General features: G+C 64.3%; 17 protein-coding genes. 4 read left to right on the top strand and 13 right to left on the bottom strand.

Annotated features, from left to right (window positions below):
• Positions 1-90: 90 nt before the first annotated feature.
• The 5 genes from ACQ4W0_RS28475 to ACQ4W0_RS28455 all read right to left on the bottom strand — a co-directional run bounded on the left by ACQ4W0_RS28475 (position 91) and on the right by ACQ4W0_RS28455 (position 4,090).
• Positions 91-1,392 (bottom strand): dihydroorotase, encoded by a 1,302-nt coding sequence (locus ACQ4W0_RS28475; protein ID WP_436579787.1) that lies wholly within the window; start codon positions 1,390-1,392, stop codon positions 91-93.
• Positions 1,393-1,416: 24 nt separating this feature from the next.
• Positions 1,417-2,382 carry an aspartate carbamoyltransferase catalytic subunit gene (locus tag ACQ4W0_RS28470; RefSeq protein WP_034746695.1) on the bottom strand — a complete coding sequence of 322 codons (966 nt, stop codon included), beginning with the start codon at positions 2,380-2,382 and terminating at the stop codon, positions 1,417-1,419.
• Positions 2,375-2,899: a bifunctional pyr operon transcriptional regulator/uracil phosphoribosyltransferase PyrR gene (gene pyrR, locus ACQ4W0_RS28465; RefSeq protein WP_436508708.1), complete on the bottom strand. Its 525-nt coding sequence runs from the start codon at positions 2,897-2,899 to the stop codon at positions 2,375-2,377. The genes ACQ4W0_RS28470 and pyrR overlap by 8 nt, the downstream gene beginning before the upstream one ends.
• 39 nt (positions 2,900-2,938) lie before the next feature.
• Positions 2,939-3,322 (bottom strand): Holliday junction resolvase RuvX, encoded by a 384-nt coding sequence (gene ruvX / locus ACQ4W0_RS28460; protein ID WP_436579825.1) that lies wholly within the window; start codon positions 3,320-3,322, stop codon positions 2,939-2,941.
• A 165-nt stretch (positions 3,323-3,487) separates the two neighbouring features.
• Positions 3,488-4,090, bottom strand: coding sequence for a YqgE/AlgH family protein (locus tag ACQ4W0_RS28455; RefSeq protein WP_436579824.1), 603 nt, complete (start codon positions 4,088-4,090; stop codon positions 3,488-3,490).
• Positions 4,091-4,543: 453 nt separating this feature from the next.
• Here ACQ4W0_RS28455 and ACQ4W0_RS28450 point away from each other — a divergent pair, with 453 nt between their 5' ends.
• Positions 4,544-6,007, top strand: coding sequence for a cryptochrome/photolyase family protein (locus tag ACQ4W0_RS28450; protein ID WP_436579786.1), 1,464 nt, complete (start codon positions 4,544-4,546; stop codon positions 6,005-6,007).
• 36 nt (positions 6,008-6,043) lie between these two features.
• On the opposite strand, the gene ACQ4W0_RS28445 is transcribed toward ACQ4W0_RS28450, so the two are convergent.
• The 7 genes from ACQ4W0_RS28445 to ACQ4W0_RS28415 all read right to left on the bottom strand — a co-directional run bounded on the left by ACQ4W0_RS28445 (position 6,044) and on the right by ACQ4W0_RS28415 (position 16,038).
• On the bottom strand, positions 6,044-6,682 hold the full coding sequence (locus tag ACQ4W0_RS28445) for a hypothetical protein (protein WP_436579785.1): 639 nt from the start codon (positions 6,680-6,682) through the stop codon (positions 6,044-6,046).
• Positions 6,683-6,717: 35 nt separating this feature from the next.
• Complete coding sequence (locus ACQ4W0_RS28440) at positions 6,718-12,021, bottom strand: Hpt domain-containing protein (protein WP_436579784.1); 5,304 nt, start codon at positions 12,019-12,021, stop codon at positions 6,718-6,720.
• A 73-nt stretch (positions 12,022-12,094) separates the two neighbouring features.
• Entirely contained in the window at positions 12,095-14,332 is a 2,238-nt protein-coding gene (locus ACQ4W0_RS28435; RefSeq protein WP_436579783.1) for a methyl-accepting chemotaxis protein, read from the bottom strand.
• Positions 14,332-14,964, bottom strand: coding sequence for a chemotaxis protein CheW (locus ACQ4W0_RS28430; RefSeq protein WP_436579782.1), 633 nt, complete (start codon positions 14,962-14,964; stop codon positions 14,332-14,334). Before ACQ4W0_RS28430 ends, ACQ4W0_RS28435 begins: the two co-directional genes overlap by 1 nt.
• Positions 14,965-14,975: 11 nt before the next feature.
• Positions 14,976-15,341 (bottom strand): response regulator, encoded by a 366-nt coding sequence (locus tag ACQ4W0_RS28425; protein WP_436579781.1) that lies wholly within the window; start codon positions 15,339-15,341, stop codon positions 14,976-14,978.
• Between the two features lie 35 nt (positions 15,342-15,376).
• A complete protein-coding gene (locus ACQ4W0_RS28420) occupies positions 15,377-15,799 on the bottom strand; it encodes a response regulator (protein WP_436579780.1) in 423 nt (140 codons plus the stop codon).
• A gap of 86 nt (positions 15,800-15,885) precedes the next feature.
• Positions 15,886-16,038: a rubredoxin gene (locus tag ACQ4W0_RS28415; protein WP_010401308.1), complete on the bottom strand. Its 153-nt coding sequence runs from the start codon at positions 16,036-16,038 to the stop codon at positions 15,886-15,888.
• 96 nt (positions 16,039-16,134) lie between these two features.
• Here ACQ4W0_RS28415 and thiD point away from each other — a divergent pair, with 96 nt between their 5' ends.
• Complete coding sequence (gene thiD / locus ACQ4W0_RS28410) at positions 16,135-16,992, top strand: bifunctional hydroxymethylpyrimidine kinase/phosphomethylpyrimidine kinase (RefSeq protein WP_436549948.1); 858 nt, start codon at positions 16,135-16,137, stop codon at positions 16,990-16,992.
• A 50-nt stretch (positions 16,993-17,042) separates the two neighbouring features.
• Positions 17,043-18,332 (top strand): glutamate-1-semialdehyde 2,1-aminomutase, encoded by a 1,290-nt coding sequence (gene hemL, locus ACQ4W0_RS28405; protein WP_436579779.1) that lies wholly within the window; start codon positions 17,043-17,045, stop codon positions 18,330-18,332.
• 5 nt (positions 18,333-18,337) lie between these two features.
• Here hemL and ACQ4W0_RS28400 read toward each other — a convergent pair whose 3' ends face one another.
• Positions 18,338-19,054 (bottom strand): HAD family hydrolase, encoded by a 717-nt coding sequence (locus tag ACQ4W0_RS28400; RefSeq protein ID WP_436579778.1) that lies wholly within the window; start codon positions 19,052-19,054, stop codon positions 18,338-18,340.
• 204 nt (positions 19,055-19,258) lie between these two features.
• Here ACQ4W0_RS28400 and ACQ4W0_RS28395 point away from each other — a divergent pair, with 204 nt between their 5' ends.
• A complete protein-coding gene (locus ACQ4W0_RS28395; RefSeq protein ID WP_436579777.1) occupies positions 19,259-19,741 on the top strand; it encodes a nuclear transport factor 2 family protein in 483 nt (160 codons plus the stop codon).
• Positions 19,742-19,873: the final 132 nt, after the last annotated feature.

The raw sequence follows: 19,873 nt of genomic DNA, 5'->3' as shown, positions 1-19,873 counted from the left end.
TAAAGAAGCAAACCCACAGCAAATTCTGGGGTCAGACCCGGCGGGTCTGACCCCGGCAGTATGCTGGAGTTTCACTCCAGTACAAAAAAATTAACGCTGAAACGCCACCTGTCCAGCCACGATGGTCGCCTTGACGATACCGCTCAGCTCATAGCCGAGGAAAGGCGTGTGCTTGCCCTGGCTGGCCAGCGACGCTGACGACACCGTCCAGCGCGCGGCAGGATCGAAGACGCAGATGTCGGCCGCTTCGCCCACGGCCAGGCTGCCGGCCGGAATACCGGCGACCCTGGCCGCATCGGACGTGACCTTGGCCACGGCGCGCGCCAGCGGACGGGCGCCTGCTTGCGGCTGCGCCAGCGCATAATCGTCGGCCCACTTCAGGGCCAGCGACAGCAGCAGTTCCAGGCCCGTGGCGCCTGGCGAGGCTTCGCCGAACGGCAGCAGCTTTTCATCGTCGTCGACGGGTGTATGGTCCGAGCACATGGCGTCCACCGTGCCGTCCAGCAGGCCGGCGCGGATCGCATCGCGGTCGCGCTGGCTGCGGAACGGCGGCGTGACGCGCGCGTTCGAATCGAAAAAGCCGATATCGGCGTCCGTCAGGTGCACATGGTGCACGCCCACATCGCAGGTGACGGGCAAGCCTTCGGCCTTGGCAGCGCGTATCAGTTCCAGGCCCGCCGCCGACGAGATGCGGCACAGGTGCACGCGCGCGCGGCTGGCGCGCATCAATTCAAAGATCGTGTGCAGGGCGATGGTTTCGGACATCACGGGTACGCCGGACAGGCCCAGGCGCGACGCCAGCGGACCGCTGTGGGCGATGCCGCCACGACCGATATGCGGATCTTGGGGGCGCAGCCAGACCGTGTAGCCGAAGGTGTTCGCGTACTGCATGGCGCGCAGCAGCACGGTGGTGTCCTCGATCGGCTCCTCCGCCTGCGCGAAGCCGATGCAGCCCGCTTCCGTCAGTTCCGCCATTTCCGTCAGCGACTTGCCCTTCAAGCCCATGGTCAGCGCGCCCAGCGGGTGCACGTGGGCCTTGTTCTGCGTCTTGGCGCGGTATTTCAGCATCTCCACCAGGCCCGGCTCGTCGAGCACGGGGTCGGTGTCGGGCGGGCAGACCAGGCTCGTGACGCCGCCTTGCAGGGCCGCCTGCAGTTCCGATTCCAGCGTCGCCTTGTATTCGTAGCCCGGCTCGCGCAGGCGCGCGGACAGGTCGACCAGGCCGGGGGAAACCACCAGGCCGGCCGCGTCAAAGGTGGTGTCGGCCTTGAAACCGGCCGGGGCACTGCCCACGGCCAGCACTTTGCCATCGGCGATAAACAGGTCTTGCAAGCCATCGATGCCGTTGGCAGGGTCGATCAGGTGGCCGTTCTTGATATGTAGTGTCGTCATGCTCGCTTACTCGTCCTTGGGCTATCAGCCCTGATTACCAGCCAAAATACTCATCACCGCCATGCGCACGGCGATACCGAACGTCACCTGCGGCAGGATCACCGCCTGCGGACCGTCGGCCACGGCCGAATCGATTTCCACGCCGCGGTTCATCGGGCCCGGATGCATGACGATGGCGTCAGGTTTCGCCAGCGCCAGGCGCTCGGGCGTCAGACCATAGCTCTTGAAATATTCCTGTGCCGATGGCAGCAGCGCGCCGCTCATGCGTTCGTTCTGCAGGCGCAGCATGATGATCACGTCCACGCCCTTCAAGCCTTCATCCATGTTGGTGAAGGTGCGCACGCCCATTTGTTCCAGGCCGCCCGGCAGCAAAGTGTGCGGGCCGATGGCGCGCACTTCGGGTACGCCCAGGGTGGTCAGCGCGTGGATGTCGGAACGGGCCACACGGCTGTGCAGGATGTCACCCACGATGGCCACCGTCAGGTTCGTGAAATCCTTCTTGTAGTGGCGGATCGTGTACATGTCGAGCAAGCCCTGGGTCGGGTGCGCGTGGCGTCCGTCGCCCGCGTTGACGACGTGGACGTGTGGCTGCTTCGTGTCGATCAGGTGCTTGGCGATCAGGTAGGGCGCGCCCGACTGCGCGTGGCGCACGACGAACATGTCGGCATGCATGGCCGACAGGTTGTCGATGGTGTCGAGCAGGGACTCGCCCTTGCTGGCCGACGACGCCTGGATATTGAGGTTGATGACGTCGGCCGACAGGCGCTTCGAGGCGATTTCGAAGGTGGTGCGGGTGCGCGTGGAGTTTTCAAAGAACAGGTTGAAAACGCTCTTGCCGCGCATCAGCGGCACCTTTTTCACATCGCGGTCGGAAATGCCGACGAACGAAGAAGCGGTATCGAGGATGTGGTTGACTATAGACTTCGGCAAGCCTTCAATCGTCAACAGATGTTGCAGTTCGCCGTGTTTATTCAGTTGCGGATTAAGCATGGTGGGTATCTATGGTGAGCGTGAATTTTCCATCGTCGGCTTGCTTCAGGACCAGGGCCTGGCCCGCCGGCACGGCAGTGAAGGCGGCCACGAAATCGGCGGCCACCGGCAACTGGCGCTCGCCGCGGTCGACCAGGGCGGCCAGCATGATCTTGGCCGGGCGGCCATAGTCGAACAATTCATTGATGGCCGCGCGCGTGGTGCGGCCCGTGTACAGCACGTCGTCTACCAGCAGGATCGTGGCGCCGGCCACGTCAAAACTGATTTGCGTCGGCTTGACATCGGCATGCAGGCCTTTCTGCGCGAAGTCGTCGCGGTAGAACGACACGTCGAGCACGCCCAGGCGGTCGAGCAGGTTCAGGTCGCGCGCCAGGCGTTCGGCCAGCCAGGCGCCGCCCGAATGGATGCCGACGATGGCCACGTTGGGGATGCCCGCCAGGCCGCTCTGCACCTGCTGCAGCAAGACCGCGTACAGGGCCTCGGCGTCGAGTTGGGAAGGATTCGTAGGATGCGGCATAGAGTTCTTAATCATTCAGGATTGGAGGCTAAGGTCAGATTAATAATTCGCGTCGAAATACTGTTGCAGGATGATGGCGGCGGCGCGGTCGTCGATGACTTCGCCGCGTTTGGCGGCAATGACGGCCGAGGAATAACGTTCGTCGACCAGCTCCACCGGCAGGTTGAAGCGGCCATGCACCTGGTTGGCGAAACGGCGGCAACGCGCGCTCATCTCGTGTTCGGTGCCATCCGGATGGCTGGGCAGGCCCACCACGATGCGGCTCGCGCCCCACTCCTTGATCAGGCTATCGATGGCGGCAAACTTCGGTTCATTCGCCGTGGCCGTGATCACGCCGAGCGGCTTGGCCTGGCAAATCATGGTATTGCCGATGGCCACGCCGATGCGTTTCAAACCGAAATCGAAGGCGAGGATGGTGTCGATGGCGTCACTCGTCACAGCATTTTTCCATAATAAAGATCAACATAGGTGGTGCCAGAAACCGTAGCGAGCAAGCTCAATGTCGGGTTGAGTAGCGGAGCTGTACGAAGGTACAGCGAGCAACGGATGCCCGAAAGTGGGCTGCGCAGTAGGTTTATGGCATCCACCTCATGCGTGTCCGGCCTCGCTCGCCAGCATGAGCGGGTCGATGCCCAGCAGCTTGATGGCCGCCACGTAACGCTGCTCGATCGGGAAGTCGAACAGGATGTCGGCCGAGGCGCCCACCGTCAGCCAGCCATTGCGGCCGATCTCGTCTTCCAGCTGGCCCGGGCTCCAGCCCGAATAGCCGATCGACACCAGCATGCGCTGGGGACCATCGCCCTTGGCGACGGCTTCGAGCACATCGATCGAGGTGGTAAACGCGATTTCATCCGTCACAGTCAGCGACGAGGAATAATGCGCGCCCGGCGTATGCAGCACGAAGCCGCGGTCGTCCTGCACGGGGCCGCCGAACATGATCGGTTCATTGATGATGGGCGTGTCGCTGCCGGCCGCCAGTTTCAGATCGATGCGGTCGAACAGCACTTCCATGGTCATGTCGGTGGGTTTGTTGATGACGACGCCCAGCACGCCATTTTCATTATGTTCACAAACGTACACGACCGTGCCGCCGAAGATCGGATCTTGCATGGCCGGCATCGCGATCAGGAAATGGTTGGCCAGATTCAAGGTGGAGGAACCTGTCGCGGCCGGCTCTCCCACACCCTGCATCAAACGATGTCCTGGTAGAGTCTGGTCGATTTTACTCTTTTTCATACGCGATGCTCTCTCTGTGGCCTTGCTGGCAAGTCTCGCTTACCCCGCTATCGTACGCCTGGCGCAAGCTGCCGCGAATGCTGGGCGGCGCGCACCGTGATGCCAGGCGCTATTCTTGTTATGTTGTAAATTTATTATAAATTCGCCATCAATTCGCTTGGCCTTGCGGCTACGCCATGCACGCTTTGCAACTTGCGCAATATTAAACATCGCCCTGCTTGGGGGCGCATGGCCATGCCAGTAGTAAAATTGATTGCACAATCGCTGCCGCACATAAACCACCACGAACATAGCCTCTAGTTTACACTGAATTGCCACCGCAGCGACGCCAAAGGCGCGACGCGCACGGCCATATAGCCCTGTTGGCGGCAAAAAATAGCCTATCTTTGACCCTGAACACGCAAAATAATGACAATCAAGACTTCCCTGGTGTGGTTCCGGCGCGATCTGCGCGCATTTGACCATGCTGCACTGCATCACGCCCTGCGCCAGAGCCAGGCCGTGCATTGTGTCTTCGTCTACGACACCGCCATCCTGGCAGCGCTGCCGCGCCGCGACCGACGGGTCGATTTCATCCATGCCAGCGTGGCCGAACTGGCCGCTGAGCTGCGCCAGCTGGGCGGCGACCTGATCGTGCTGCACGCGGACGCCGCCGAAGCCATCCCGCGCCTGGCCGCCGAGCTGAACGCCGACGCCGTGTTTGCCAGCCACGACTACGAGCCGCAAGCGATCGCCCGCGACGCCACCGTGGCTGCCGCGCTCACGCACGCGGCGCGCCTGTGGTTCAGCTTCAAGGACCAGGTCATTTTTGAAAAGGACGAGGTGCTGACGCTCTCGGCCAAGCCGTACACGGTCTACACGCCGTACAAGAATGCCTGGCTGAAGAAAATGCGCGCCGAACCCGGCTGCCTGGCGCCGTTCGATATCGAACCGTACGCGGCCAGCCTGGCGCCGCCGCGCACCGGCACGCGTGCCCCCTTGCCGACCTTGGGCGAGCTGGGTTTCGAAGCGAGCAACCTGGCCGAACTGGCCATTCCCACGGGCATGTCGGGTGCCAGCACGCTATTCGAGGATTTCCTGGCGCGCGTGGCCCGCTATGACGTGGCGCGCGATTTTCCTGCCCTGAAGGGGCCGTCCTACCTGTCCATGCATCTGCGCTTCGGCACCGTATCGCTGCGCTACCTGGTGCGCACCGTGGTCGACCTGATGGACCGGGGCAGCGGCGGCGATGGCGCGCCCGTGTGGCTGGCCGAATTGATCTGGCGCGATTTTTACGCCATGATTTTGTACCAGAACCCGCATGTGGAAGGCGGCGCCTTCAAACCGGCCTACGACGCCATCGCCTGGGAAACCGGGCCCGAAGCCGATGCCGCGTTTGCGGCCTGGTGCGAGGGACGCACCGGCTATCCTCTGGTGGACGCGGCCATGGCGCAGCTGAACCAGACGGGCTATATGCACAACCGCCTGCGCATGGTCACGGCCTGCTTTTTGATCAAGGATCTGGGCATCGACTGGCGCCGCGGCGAAGCGTATTTCGCGCTGCACCTGAATGACTTCGACCTGGCCTCGAACAACGGCGGCTGGCAATGGGCTTCGTCGTCGGGCTGCGACGCGCAACCCTACTTCCGCATCTTCAATCCGATCACGCAATCGGAAAAATTCGATGCCAGCGGACGCTTCATCCGCCGCTACCTGCCGCAACTGAAGGCGCTGGGCGACAAGGAAATCCATGCGCCCTGGCTGGTGCCACGCATGCTGCTCGATCAAAAAAACATCGTGCTGGGGCGCGACTATCCTGAACCGCTGGTGCAGCACGACGCCGCGCGCAAGGAGACCCTGGAACGTTATGAAGTGGTCAAAGTGGTGAAGTAAGGCAGGAAGCGGCGAGACCGGGCGCCGCTGCCGCGTTCAATGGGCATCGGATGTCGTGAACGCCGTCCAGACCGACCGCCAGGCGCCGTGCGGAAGTTTCGCCTGCATGGAAATGGAGAGTCCGCCCGTTCCCAGCGGGTCACCTGGCTGCCATTGCAGATTGTCCGGCTTATTGTCCATTTTATTATCCAAACTCAGTGCCCGCGCCCTGCCCACGTCGACATTGATCATTTCCTTGGTGTCATAGCCAACCTCAAGGATGGGGTGCAGCACCCTCCCCACACCTGTCAAATACAAGGTATCGACATGGACATCGGGTTTGTCAAAACGCTCATACTGCCTCGTCGCGGCGGATTTGAATCCCTTGGCCATGGCGATGCCGACGGTGGCCGGGCCATCGCATCCCAGCAACGCGGCGAGGGCCCAATAGTCATGATCGGACATGACCAGCCTGGCCAGGCAGCGTTCTATCCATGCTGACTCATCGGCTCTGAACGCATGCCAGTAGGGCTTCAGCGAGTTTTGCAGGTAGCCTACTTCGTGCAGCGCCCCGACGAGGTTAATTTGCCTGTCGATGGAGTCGATATCCTGCAACAGATGGGCTGCAGCCGCGGCAACCGCATGCTCGCCTTTGGCCATGGCTTTGTCTTCGAGTTTTTTCAGTTTGGCGTGCATGCTCATTATTTTCCTGGCGCGGCGATGCACGCCTGTTATGGTTGCCGAGGTGTTTCGGAACCAGCCCCCGTTTGCAAGCGCTGCACTTCCGCCAGCAATTCCTCTTCCTGGAACGGCTTGCCGAAATACGCATTCACGCCCAGTTCAAACGCGTGCGCGCGGTGCTTGTCGGCGCTGCGCGAGGTGATCATGATGACGGGGATGGCGCGCGTCTTGTCGTCGCTGCGCACATTGCGCGTCAAGTCAAAACCGTCCATGCGCGGCATCTCCACGTCAACCAGCAGCAGGGCCGGCATGGCAGCCGGTTCCAGTGCATGCAGCTGTTCCAGCGCATCGACGCCATCCTTGGCCAGCAGCACCTGGTAGCCTTCGCGCTCGAACAATCGCTGCATCACGCGGCGCACCGTCAGCGAATCGTCGACCACCATCACGCGCACGGCTGGCACGGCCAGTGCGCTGGAGGCGGCATCTTGCTCTCGGCTGGCCAGCGCATATTGCGACAGCAGTTCCGGATGATGTTCCAGGTGCTGCGCCAGCGCCACCGGATTGAGGATCAGCACGATATCGCCCGTGCCCAGCACCGTGGCGCCGGCGATGCCCGGCATGCGCGCCAGCTGCGGCCCCACATGCTTGACCACGACTTCCCGGTTGCCCACCACGTCATCGACCTGCAAGGCCAGCCTGTCATTGCCATTGCGCAGCAGGAGCACGGGCGCATAGCGCTGCATGGTCTGCACCGCCGGCGTCTCGCCCAGCATGGCCGACAGGTGGTGCAGCGCCAGCGACTGCCCGTGCGACTCGATGCGCCCGGCCGCCCGCACCTGCTCCAGCTGCTCGCCTTTCAGGTGCAGCACCTGCTCCACCAGCACCGATGGCAAGGCATACGTCTTGCCGTTCGCCGCTAGCAGCACCACTTGCGTGACGGCCAGGGTCAGCGGCAGGTGGATGGTGAAGCGCATGCCCAGGCCCGCCTGCGTCAGCGTTTCCACGCGCCCGCCCAGAGCCAGTGCTTCGGAGCGCACGATATCCATGCCAAAACCGCGCCCGGCCAGTTCCGTCAGGCTGTCGGCGGTGGAAAAACCGGGCGTGAAAATCAGCTCGGCCGCCTGTGCGTCGGTCAAAGGCGCGTCCGTCGCCACCAGGCCGGCGCCGTGCGCCTTGGCGCGGATGCGTTCCAGGTCCAGTCCCGCGCCATCGTCGGAAAAGGCGATCGCCACTTCATTGCCCTGCTGGCTGACCTGCACCAGCAGCTCGCCCGTCTCGCTCTTGCCTGCTGCCAGGCGCGCCTCGCGCTGCTCGACGCCGTGCACGATGGCGTTGCGCAGCAGGTGCTCAAACGGCGCCGCCATGCGTTCGAGCACGCTGCGGTCGATTTCCACGCCACCGCCGCGGATATCGAGATTGACGCGCTTGTCGACTTCCTTGGCGCTTTGTCGCGCCACGCGGAACAGGCGTTCGGCAATGCTGGCAAACGGCACCATGCGGATCTGCATCAGGTCGCGCTGCAGCTCGCGCGTCAGGCGCGCCTGCAGCACCAGGTCGTCCGTCACAGCATCGACGCTGTGGCTGAGGTTTTCATGGAACGAGGCCACGTCGTTGACGCTTTCAGCCATCATGCGCGTGAGTTCCTGCAAGCGCGTAAAGCGGTCGAATTCAAGCGGATCAAAATCGCGCTCGCTGCCGACGGCCATGCGCGAAGCGATCTGCGATTCGGCCTGCATTTCCACTTCGCGCAACTGACGCCGCAGGCGCGCCAGGTTGTCGGAAAACTCGGACAGCGAGGCGCCCAGCACGCCAACTTCATTTTCCATCTTCGAGCGCGTAATCGACACTTCGCCAGCCTGGTTCACCAGACGGTCAAGGATGTCGGCGCGCACCCGTACCAACGCCGCCTTCGGTTCGGCCGCCGGCGTGTCTTCCATGCCTGGCAAGGGCAGCAAGGGCTGCTGCAACTGTTCGAACAGGTGCAGCGCATGGTCATAGTGGGCCAGCAATTCATCGAAAGCCTGCGGCGTGGCGGTACCCGCGTGCAGCATGTTTTCGATATGCGTCTCGATTTCATGCGCGTGCTGGCCCAGGCGCATGGCGCCGGCCATGCGCGCGCTGCCTTTGACGGTGTGCAGGGTGCGCAGCAGCATCTGCGCCTGGCCGCTGTCGTGCGGCTGCTGTTGCCAGCTGCGCAGCGCTTCGCCGATCTGCGGCAGCAGGTCAGCGCCCTCTTCCAGAAAGACGGACAATAAATCGAGGTCGAGTTCATCGCTGATGCCGGCGCTCGCCGCCAGCAGCGCGACAGCATCGGCCGGCATGATGGCCGGCGCCAGCGCTTCCGGCTCCACCTGCTCCAGCGGCGGCGCGTGCTCGAAACCGGCGTCGAACAGGTCATCGCTGGCGCCGCTGTCCGGCATCGGCATCGGCGGCGGCGCGGCGGGCGCGGCCGGCTGCAGCGCATCGGCGACGATACTCGCATACGCCGCCTCGAACAGGGTCTCGAGCTGCGCCGCAGGGATCTCGGCCAAGGCGTTGGCCTGCGCTTCGGCAGACTGCGCCGGCGTGCCGACGATGCTGGCGTAAGCGGCGGCAAACAGGGCGTCGAGCTGGTCTTCCCTGCTCTCGCCGGGTGGCGCCGTCAAGGCGCGCCACAAGGTGTTGAGCGCTTCGATCATGTCCGGCTGCGATGGCGCCAGGTCGCCCAGCGCAAACGCCTGCAGCATTTGCCCGATGCGCTGCGTGGCTTGCTCCAGCACGTCGTGCTGCTCGGCGCGCAGGCCGGCCAGCGGCGGCACCACCGTTTCGATCACTGTCTCGAGCGCATGCGCCAGGTCGCGCAGGGACTGGAAGCCGACCGTGCCGGACGTCCCCGCCAAGGTATGCACGGCTTGCAGCGCCTCCACGCTGACGGCGCGCTGTTCATGGCGCCATTCGCCGAAGTCGCGCGTCAGCACGCGCAGCAATTCATCCGTCTCGGCCAGATAGATGTTGTACAAGGGTAAGCTAATGCGCAGTTCACCGACGTGCTTGAGGTGATCGTCAGGCGCTTCGTGCACCGTGGGCGTCGTGGCGGAAGGAAAACCGATCACATTGCCATTGCTGGCCACGGGCGCGGCCGGACGCGGCTTGCGCAGTTCGAACGGACCGCCTTCGCGCACGCGCTCGGCCGCCGCCAGCAGCATGCCGGCCTCGCGCTCGCGCCCTGCGCCGCCTTCCAGTTCGGCCACCCATTCGCTGAGCTGGTACCAGCCGTAATTGAGCAGGGTGAACAGGTCGTCGCTGGCAGGACGCGCCTCGGCCAGCCAGGTATTCATGACACGTTCGATGACACCGGCGGCCTCGGCAAACTGCGCCAGGCCTATCATGCGGCTGCTGCCTTTGAGGGTATGGAACGAGCGGCGCAGCATGGCCAGGTGGTCGCCGCTGGCGGCCTGCTCGCGCGGCAGGGCCAGCGTGGTATCGATAAAAGCCAGCACTTCGCGCGCTTCGACGATGAAGATGTCGAGCATCTCCGCGTCAACATCGGTCACCGCCGGCGCGGCACCCACTCCGACAGGCGCGGCGGGCGCCAGGGCCTGGTCGAGCAAGGGTACCGGCACGACACCGGCGGCGGCGACTTTTTCAAATGGCAGGGCGCGGAAGGTGCCGGCGGCGGCATCGAAATGGAAACGCCCGCTGGCCGCTTGCGCGTTGCGGCCCAGCATATCGACAAAAAAGCCCAGCGCACTGACATTTTGTGCGATCTCGTCGAGCGCCTCGGCGTGCGCCTCCGCATTGGCGTCACCACCGGCCAGCTGCTGCACGGCCGCGTCGACCTGCAGCACGGCGGCGCGGGCATCTTCCTGTCCCAGCCCCGCCAGTTGCTGCTGCAACTGCCCCAGCACGGGCGCGACGTCATCCAGCGCCCCCGCTACGCCCCGCGAGGCATCCGCGTAATACGCGTTGAGCACCTTTTCCACCTGGCGCAAGCCCGTCTTCATGTCCTCGGCCAGCGCGGCAACGGTCTGCCCCTGTTCAATCTGGCGCGACAACTCGCCAGCGGTGACGGGCGGCGGCGCTTCGCCAGCCAGCAGCGCCTGCAGGCGCGCGGCGATGGTTTCCGCATTGCCGGCAAAATCGTCGGGCAGGCGGCGCACCCGCTCCAGCCCCGTGTCGGCAAACAGCAGCGCCATGCCGATTTCGTTCTCCAGGGCCGCACTGCGCCCGCTGGCCACGGCTTGCCGCGCCACGGCCGCGCATTCGCGCAGCAGGCTGGCCAAGGCCGGCTGTTTCAGGATGTCGGTCTGCGCCGCCACCTGTTGCAAGGACTGTTCGAATGCTATGCCCAGGGCGGGATCAAGGTCGGCTTGCGCCAGGCGGCTCCAGCTGGCGCGCGCCTGCGCCAATGCCGTGCGCGCGCCTTGCAAGGCATCCTGGTCAACCTGGCCGTAGCGCCGCGCTTCCACGTCGGCGGGCACATGCCCCTCCAGCGCGAAAGCGGCACGCAGCTGACGCGCCTCCGGCGTAGGCTCGACGGCGGCGGCGATGAAGTACAAGGCGTCGCGCAGCATCGATGCGGGCAGGCTGGCCGCCCCCTGCGCCAGGCGGCGCAATTGCAGATTGATCAGGCCGAACAGCTGTTTGACGTTGAGCGTGCCCATGCCTTCGCCGCTGGCCGCCAGTCCTGCAAACGCCTGCATGGCGAACCAGAAGGTACGCGCCGGCGCTTCTTGCTGCGCGTCCGCCACCAGGGTCAGGGTGGCGTGCAAATCGCTGGCGTGCTGGCGCCGCGCCGCATCATCCTGCGCTTTCAGGAAGGGCAGCAAAGACTTTTCAAAGCGCCCGCGCCAGGCCGGATAATCGGCCGCCATGGGAGCGTCCGCCAGCGCGATGGCATGCCCTTCCAGCATAGCCGGGGGTGAAAAAAACAGGTCGGCCGGGTGTATGCGTTCGGCGCCCAGCATGGCTTGCAGATCGCGGTAGTAGGGGAACAAACGCGTCGGCTGCGGCGGTGTGCCGGCCACCAGGTCTTCCAGGTATTCGATCAGGGCCTGATACAGCCTGGCGACGATCTGCGCATGGTCGAGCGTGTATTCCAGGCTGCCGTCGCGAAAGCGCGTCAATGCCTGTTCGGCGCCATCCGTGAGCAGGCTGGCGCCGGCCACGTCCACCATCACCAGCGCGCCATGCGCCTGGTGCAGGTGCGAGCGTGCATGCTGCAGTGCCGTGGCGCGTTCCTCGCGCTCGCGGCCACCCGCTTCGAACAGCGCCGTTTTCGAGCGGCCCAGCGCTTCGCGGATTTCCACCATCACCCACGACAGGGGTTCGCTGTCGAACGGCTTGGACTGCTGCGGACTATCAGGTGTGCTCATGCATGCCTCGGTAAAGAAATCGTAGCGCAAAAATCGGTACGCACAACACGCCGCGCCTGGAATGGCGCGGCGTTCAGGCGGCGACGCGGAAGCGCGACACCGAGTTTTTCAGTTCCTGCGCCAGCATCGATAACTTGTGGATCGACTGCGCCGTTTGCTGCGTGCCGTCCTGGGTCTGCTCCGTCACGCTCAGGATATGCTGGATATTCAAGGCTACGCCGCTGGCCGAGCCGGCCTGCGTGCCGGTGGCAAACGAGATGCCCTGGATCAGTTCAGCCAGGTGTTTCGACACCTGGCTGATGTCCTTCAAGGCAGCGCCGGCCGCATCGGACAGGTGTGCGCCCTCGACCACGCCCTGCGTGGATTTTTCCATCGCACGGGTGGCGTCCTGGGTGTCGGCCTGGATGGTGCGCACCAGCGCACCGATCTGCTTGGCGGCGGCGGCCGAGCGTTCGGCCAGGCGCTGCACTTCTTCGGCGACGACCGAGAAGCCGCGTCCCGCCTCGCCGGCCGAGGCGGCCTGGATGGCGGCGTTCAGCGCCAGCACGTTGGTCTGCTCGGTGATGTCGGAAATGAGTTCGGTGATTTCGCCGATTTCCTGCGACGATTCGCCCAGGCGCTTGATGCGCTTGGAGGTATCCTGGATCTGCTCGCGGATTTCATGCATGCCCTTGATGGCGTTTTCCACCGCCGTCGCCCCCTGCTGCGCCGCCGCCACCGACTGGCGCGCCACGTCGGCCGAGACACTGGCCGACTTCGACACGTCGGTAATCGCATTGGCCATTTTGACCACGGTGGCGCTGACGCCCTGAATTTCGCGCGACTGCTGCTGCGAAGCGATCAGGAGCTTGCTGGAGATGCCTTGCGCCTGCGTCGAGGCGCGGTTGACCTGCTCGGCCGTCGCCGTCACGCGCCCCACCAGGCCGCGCAATTCCTCGACCGTGTAGTTGACGGAATCGGCGATGGCGCCCGTGATATCTTCCGACACGGTGGCCTGCACCGTCAGGTCGCCGTCGGCGACCTTCTGCAATTCGTTCATCAAGCGCAGGATGGCCGCTTGGTTCTGGTCATTCTTGGCCTTGGCCTGCGCTTCCTGTTCCTGCGACAGCAAGCGCAGGATTTCCGCTTCCTGGCGCCGCCGCTCGGCGTCGCGTGTGCGGTTGACGGAGTCCTGCAGCAGCACGCGGCCGATGCCTGCCGCCGCGATCAGGGTCAGCAACACGCCGCCGACCATCATCCAGAAGGCCATGCCCAGCGTTTCCTGATTCACATGGTACATCTGCTGCAGCAGGGTCAAGCGCTGGCGCAGGTCTTCGTTCTCGTTGAAGATCAGCTGTTCGGCGCTCTTGGCCGAACTGAATTTATCCAGCCGGTCGAGTATCGACGAGACCAGTTTCTGGTAAGTGTCGAAACTGGCTTTCAGCGCCACCAGCCGGTCGCGCAATTCGGCGTCGCGCGTGGGCGCCAATTGCAGCGTCACGCTGCCATTGAGCAAGCCTTCGACGGCAGTACGGAAATACGTCGTGTCGCGCCCCAGCGAAAATGCCGTTTCCGAGCTGATGCTGCCCGACGATAGAAACTCGCTGGCACTGCGGCTCATGCGCTGGCTCAGCATCATCAGGCGGCCGATGACGGCCAGATCGCGCGCGTTGCCGCCGTGCTGCACCTTGAGCGCCGCGATTTCCTCCGTCTGCGCCAGCAGCGCCGGCGACAGCGCGTTCAATTGCTGCAAAGTCTTGTCGAATTCGCCCAGCTCCGTTTTCAGGCGCAAGATGGTGCTGGCCGCGCGGTCGCTGCTGGCCCACTTCTTGCGCGCGTCGGCCACCGCCGCCAGCAGGCCGGAACGCGACTCGCCGATATCGCGCCCGTGATACGTCCCGCCGCGCAGCATCAGGCGGAAATCCTGGTTCAGTTCGTTGCGGCTTTCCTCAAGCTGGCGGAAGGCTTCCGGATTGCCTTGCACGGCATTCGGCGCAGCCTTGCCGATGCGCTGAGAATGCATCAGCGCGTCGCTGGCCAGCTGCGTCTGCGCCGAGGCGATATTGCCGCTGCGCGTGTTGAGGCCGACGAACAGCAGGCTGGCGGCCAAACTCAGGGCCATCACCGTCGACAGGATGCTCAATTGCTTTTGCAGCGGCAAATGGCCGATCAGCGGCAGCTTCAAGTCGCTGACCGGTGCCTTGGCCAGCGACTTGCGCCGTCCCAGCGCGTCGCGCAGGCGCAGCGGCAAGTCGGCCGCCGATGCCGGCTCGCCAGCAGCGTATTCCGCTTCGGGCATGCCGGCGGCCAGGATAGGGGAATGGGCGCCCATCAGCAAATATCCTTGTGTGCGGCCAGGCCGCCAAAACCGGCATCGAGGAAGCGTTCCGATTGCGCTAGCTGCGCCAAGTCCAGGCGCAGCCACTGCTGCCCTTCGCTGTCGCGCAGCGCCTGCGCCGCCCAGGATGGCGCCGCGCGCAGCGGTGCAGCCGGCAAGGGCAGGGATTGCAGCGTGCGCAGCTGGCGCAAGCCCAGTACGCGCTCGACCAGCACAGCGCAATTGAGGCCCAGGCGGGGAGAAAAAGTGATGACGCGGCAGTGATTGCCTGGCGCGCAAGGCGGTTCGCCCATGTAGCGGGCCAGGTCGACGACGGCCGTCAGGCGTCCACGCATGGCCGCCAGGCCCAGGTACCAGTCCTGCGCCAGCGGCACGCCCTGGATCTGCACCCCGGTAGCAATGACGATTTCACCGAGCTGCGTCAGGTCGAGCAGGCACGGCCGGCCACCGAGCATCACGCCCAGTTCCTTGCGCGCTGCCAGCGCGCCGCTGCGCGCGGCCTGTATCCGCTCGATCAATTGCAACTGATACTGGCGCAAGCGCCCCTGCCGCGCGCCCGTCTCGAAGGATGGCATGGCGGCAGCGGCAGGCGGGAAGGCCGCTGTGGAAACGCCGTGACCTGGCATCGTTTGCATTCTCAGGAAAGCGCTGCGATCTTGGCCAGCAGCTCGGCTTCGACCACCGGCTTGACCAGGTAATCGCGCGCGCCCTGGCGCAAGCCCCAGATGCGGTCCGTTTCCTGGCTCTTGCTGGAGCAGATAATCACCGGCACGTCCTGCAGTTCGGGATCGCGCGCAATAGCGCGCGTGATCTGGAAGCCATTCGCACCGGGCATCACCACATCCATCAAGATCAGGTCGGGCTTGGACTGCTTCAGTTGCGCCAACGCGTCGGCACCGTCCTGCGCCGTGACGACGGCATAACCGGCACGCACCAGTATCTCGCTCAGGTAATAGCGTTCTGTCGGCGAGTCATCGACGATCAGAATTGTGTGTATGGCCATCTGCTTCCTTGCTGCGTTGTCAATCAATAAACCACTTACTCAAAATGCCTGGCCAGGTGCAGCCGCACGGCCTCCAGCAGCGCCTCGCGCGCCAGCGGCTTGACCAGGCAGGCGCTGGCGCCTGCCATGGCGCCGCGCGCGCGGTCGAACAAACCCTCCTTCGACGACAGCATCAGCACCGGCGTGGCATGAAAGGCCACACTGGCCTTGATCAGCGCACAGGTGCGGTAGCCGTCCAGGCGCGGCATCACAATGTCACACACGATCAGCGCCGGCTGGCAGTCGGCGATCTTGGCCAGGGCCTCGAATCCGTTTTCCGCCACCACTACGCGATAACCGGCCTCGCGCAAGACCTTTTCCGCCGCGCTGCGGCTGGTGGCGCTGTCGTCGATGACCAGTATCGTGGCGCTGGCGTACATGGCATCGGACGGTGCCTCGGGCAGGAAGGGACGCGTCATGTGATTATTCGACAATCTTTCATACCATAGCACAGGCTGCCGCGATACCAGCGTGCTGGCAGCACCATCCCACGGATCTGGATCAATTAAAGCGCCACCATCTCGAAATCATCCTTGCGCGCACCGCATTCAGGACAGGTCCAGTTCATCGGAACATCGGCCCAACGCGTGCCGGGAGCGATGTCTTCGTCGGGCAGACCGGCCGCTTCATCATAAACCCAGCCGCAAATTAGACACATCCACGTTTGGAATTGCTGCGTTGTTTCGTTGCTACTCACGTTCTGCCACCCTTCAATCAAGTAAAATGCTGAATTAGGTATCTTAATCTACCCGCCGTGCAAAACCAAACTTCTCCCCTCATATTAAGCTTCGGCGTGTCCGATCCGGTCGGCGCGATCGGCATCCAGGCCGACCTGGCCACGTTTTCAGCCTTCGGCTGCCATGGCCTGTCGGTCACCACAGGCCTGTTGATCAGCGATACAGCGCGCGTGGAAGACGTACAGGCGGTCGACCCGGACTGGGTTTCCGACCAGGCGCGCGTGCTGCTGGAAGACATGTCCGTCTCGGCCATCAAGATCGGCGCCTTGGGCAGCGTGGAAAACGTCACGGCCATCGCCGAAATCGTCTCCGACTATCCGAACGTGCCGCTGATCCTCGATCCCTTCATTTCGGCGCTGCCGGAACAGGGCATGGACGACGAAGACATCCTCACCGCCGTGCGCCAGCTGTTGATACCGCAAACGACCTTGCTGGTGCTCTCGCCGGTGGAACTGGAGCGCCTGGCCGAAACCTGGCGCGACGCCGACCCGGACGACACCCTGCAAAACGATGTCGATTACCTGGTAGCCCTGGGCTGCGAATACGTGCTCGTCACCGGCATGCCAGCCGACGCCAGCAAGTCCGGCACGGGCGAAGGCAAATTGCGCGCCAATACCCTGTTCGGCGAGGACGGCGTGGTGCGCCACGACGAATGGCAGCACCTGCCGGGCATCTTCAACGGCGCCGGCAGCACCCTGTCGGCGGCGGCCACCGCCCTGCTGGCCCTGGCTGAAAACGAAGACGATGTGCCTCAGGTGGTCGTGGCGGCGCAGGAATTTACCACCGGCGCGCTGGCCCACGCGCAGCGCCACGGCATGGGCAAGCTGGTGCCGAACCGGCAATTCCAGCAGCAGCGCCAGCGCGGCGGCCAATAAGCACAGACCAGACGACACAGACAACGATCCACTTTCAAGGCACGATTATCATGACGACGACTTCACAGAACGACATCCTGTTTGCCCGCGCACAAAAAACCACGCCAGGCGGCGTCAACTCGCCCGTGCGCGCCTTCCGCTCCGTCGGTGGCACGCCGCGTTTCATCACGCGCGCCGAAGGCCCGTACTTCTGGGATGCGGACGGCAAGCGCTACATCGACTACATCGGCTCGTGGGGCCCGGCCATCGTCGGCCACGCCCACCCCGAAGTAGTCAAGGCGGTGCAGGATGCGGCTGCGTTGGGCCTGTCGTTCGGCGCGCCGACCGAAGGCGAAGTGCTGATGGCCGAGGAAATCACGCGCCTGGTGCCGTCGATCGAGCAGGTGCGCCTGGTGTCGTCGGGCACGGAAGCGACCATGAGCGCCCTGCGCCTGGCGCGCGGCGCCACGGGACGCGACAAGATCGTCAAATTCGAAGGCTGCTACCACGGCCACGCCGATTCGCTGCTGGTCAAAGCGGGCAGCGGCCTGCTCACCTTCGGCAACCCGACCTCGGCCGGCGTGCCGGAAGATTTCGTCAAGCACACCCTGGTGCTCGACTACAACAACGTCGAACAGCTGAAAGACGCCTTTGACAGCTTCGGCGCGGAAATCGCCTGCGTCATCGTCGAGCCCGTGGCCGGCAACATGAACCTGGTGAAAGCCACGCCGCAATTCCTGCAGGCGATGCGCGATCTGTGCACGCAGCACGGCGCCCTGCTCATTTTCGATGAAGTCATGTGCGGCTTGCGCGTGGCCCTGGGCGGCGCGCAGGCGCTGTACGGCATCCAGCCCGACCTCACCGCGCTGGGCAAGGTGATCGGCGGCGGCATGCCGGTGGCGGCTTTCGGCGGCAGCGCGGCGCTGATGCACCACATGGCACCACTGGGCGCCGTCTACCAGGCGGGCACCCTGTCGGGCAACCCGGTCGCCGTGGCAGCCGGCATGGCCACCTTGAAACTGATCCAGCAGCCAGGCTTCTACGAGCGACTGGGCGCCACGGCCAAGCGCCTGGCCGAAGGCTTGACGGCCGCCGCAAAAGAGGCGGGCGTGGTTTTCTGCGCCGACTACATCGGCGGCATGTTTGGCATTTATTTCAGCGCCACGCCACCGACCAGCTACGCAGAAATGATGGCGGGCGACCGCAGCAAGTTCAACGCCTTCTTCCACGCCATGCTGGACGAAGGCGTGTACTTTGCGCCGGCCGCCTTCGAGGCGGGCTTCGTCTCGGCACAGCACGATGATGCCGTCATCGACGCCACCATCGCCGCTGCGCGCAAGGTGTTCGCAAAACTCGCGTAAGCCTGCTAGACGGTCGCGGTCTCCATCATCGCCGCCACCAGCGCCGGCAGGCTGGCCATGTCGTTGAACACGACATGCGCGCCAGCCGCCTTCAGGCGCGCTTCCTGGCCGGGCGCGATATGCCCGCCGCCGATGAATCCCAGCACCGTCATGCCCGCCGCCACGGCGGCCGTCACGCCCGTGACGCTGTCTTCCAGCACCAGGCACTGGCCTGGCGGCACGCCAAAGGCGGCCGCCGCCGCCAGGTAGACGCCCGGATGCGGCTTGGCGTGGCCCACCAGGTCCGGCGTAAACACGCGTTGATCGAACAGCGGCGCCATGCCAGTGCGCTCGAGCGCCGACAGCACGCGTGCGCTGACGCTGTTCGAGGCCACGGCCTTGGGCAGGGGAATGGCGGCCAGCGCCTGCGCCACGCCGGGCACGGCGCGCAGCTGCGCATCGCAGGCCGCATCGACGGCATTGCCGATGGCCATGATGTCATCGGCCGGCAATTGCGGCAAGCCCAGCTCCTTGTAGATATCCTGCATCAGCGGCACCAGGCGCTGGCCCAGGCGCGGCTCGATCAAGCCTTGCAGGGTGACGCCGTCGGGCAGGTTGGGCAGGCGCGGCGCCAGCAATTCCAGCAGCGCTTGCAGGGCCACGGCTTCGCTGTCGATCAGCACGCCATCGCAGTCGCTGATCAGGTGGGTGAAACGCGGAAGGGAAGGAACGGTGTCAGGCATGTATTCTCCAGTAGGGGCAGCGCACACCGTGCGCACCGCCAGCATAAAACAGGGGGACGTGGCGCGCTACGCCTGGCCGGCCAGATCCCGATACTGTGTGTTGCGTGCCGGGCATCGCGGCATGAAGTAATTTCTTTTAGATAACTTCAATGGCATACTATCCTTGCCCTGATCGCTTGAATCAGGCCCAACAGGATCCATACCATGACACGCAATCACTTTCTGCAAGGCCGATTATCCCTGATTTCCACAATTGCCGCGTTCGCCTTCGTGACGGTCGCGCTGCCAGCACGGGCAGCGGACGACGATGCTGCCGTTCTCAATCTCGTGCGCCAGCACGTGGCCGCGCAAGCCAGTTTTGACGTACCGGCCCTGGCAGCCTTGACGGCCGACAATTACGCCGAAGTCTCGCCACTGGGCGACGTCGACACGCGCGAGAAGATGCTGGCGTTTTATGCGCCAGAGAAAAAATCCGCCTCCCCCGTCATCAAGGTGGAAGAACCGTTCGTGCGCGTCGCGGGCGATACCGCCGTGCTGATCGCCAGGCTGGCGGTGACGGTGCAGATGGGCGGACAGCAGCGCGCCATGGCCCTGCGCGCCAGCTATGTGGCAAAAAAGGAGGGTGCGGCTTGGAAATTGCTATCCGCGCAATACACTGGCATCGCGCCGAAAAAACCGGCGCCTTGAAAAAACCGGCCTGCTGGCCTAATGCCGTTCAGTTAAGGTCTCGTTTCAAGACCCGGACAGTGTAACGCTGAGGCACGGCTTTGACGGCCCGGTCGAATTTTCGACCGGGCCGTTCTTCATTCAGGAGGTCGG

This window comes from Janthinobacterium breve, assembly GCF_051380895.1.
Lineage (GTDB): Bacteria > Pseudomonadota > Gammaproteobacteria > Burkholderiales > Burkholderiaceae_D > Janthinobacterium.
Note: the sequence above shows the minus strand (reverse complement) of the source record. Positions and strands in the feature narration are given on the sequence as shown.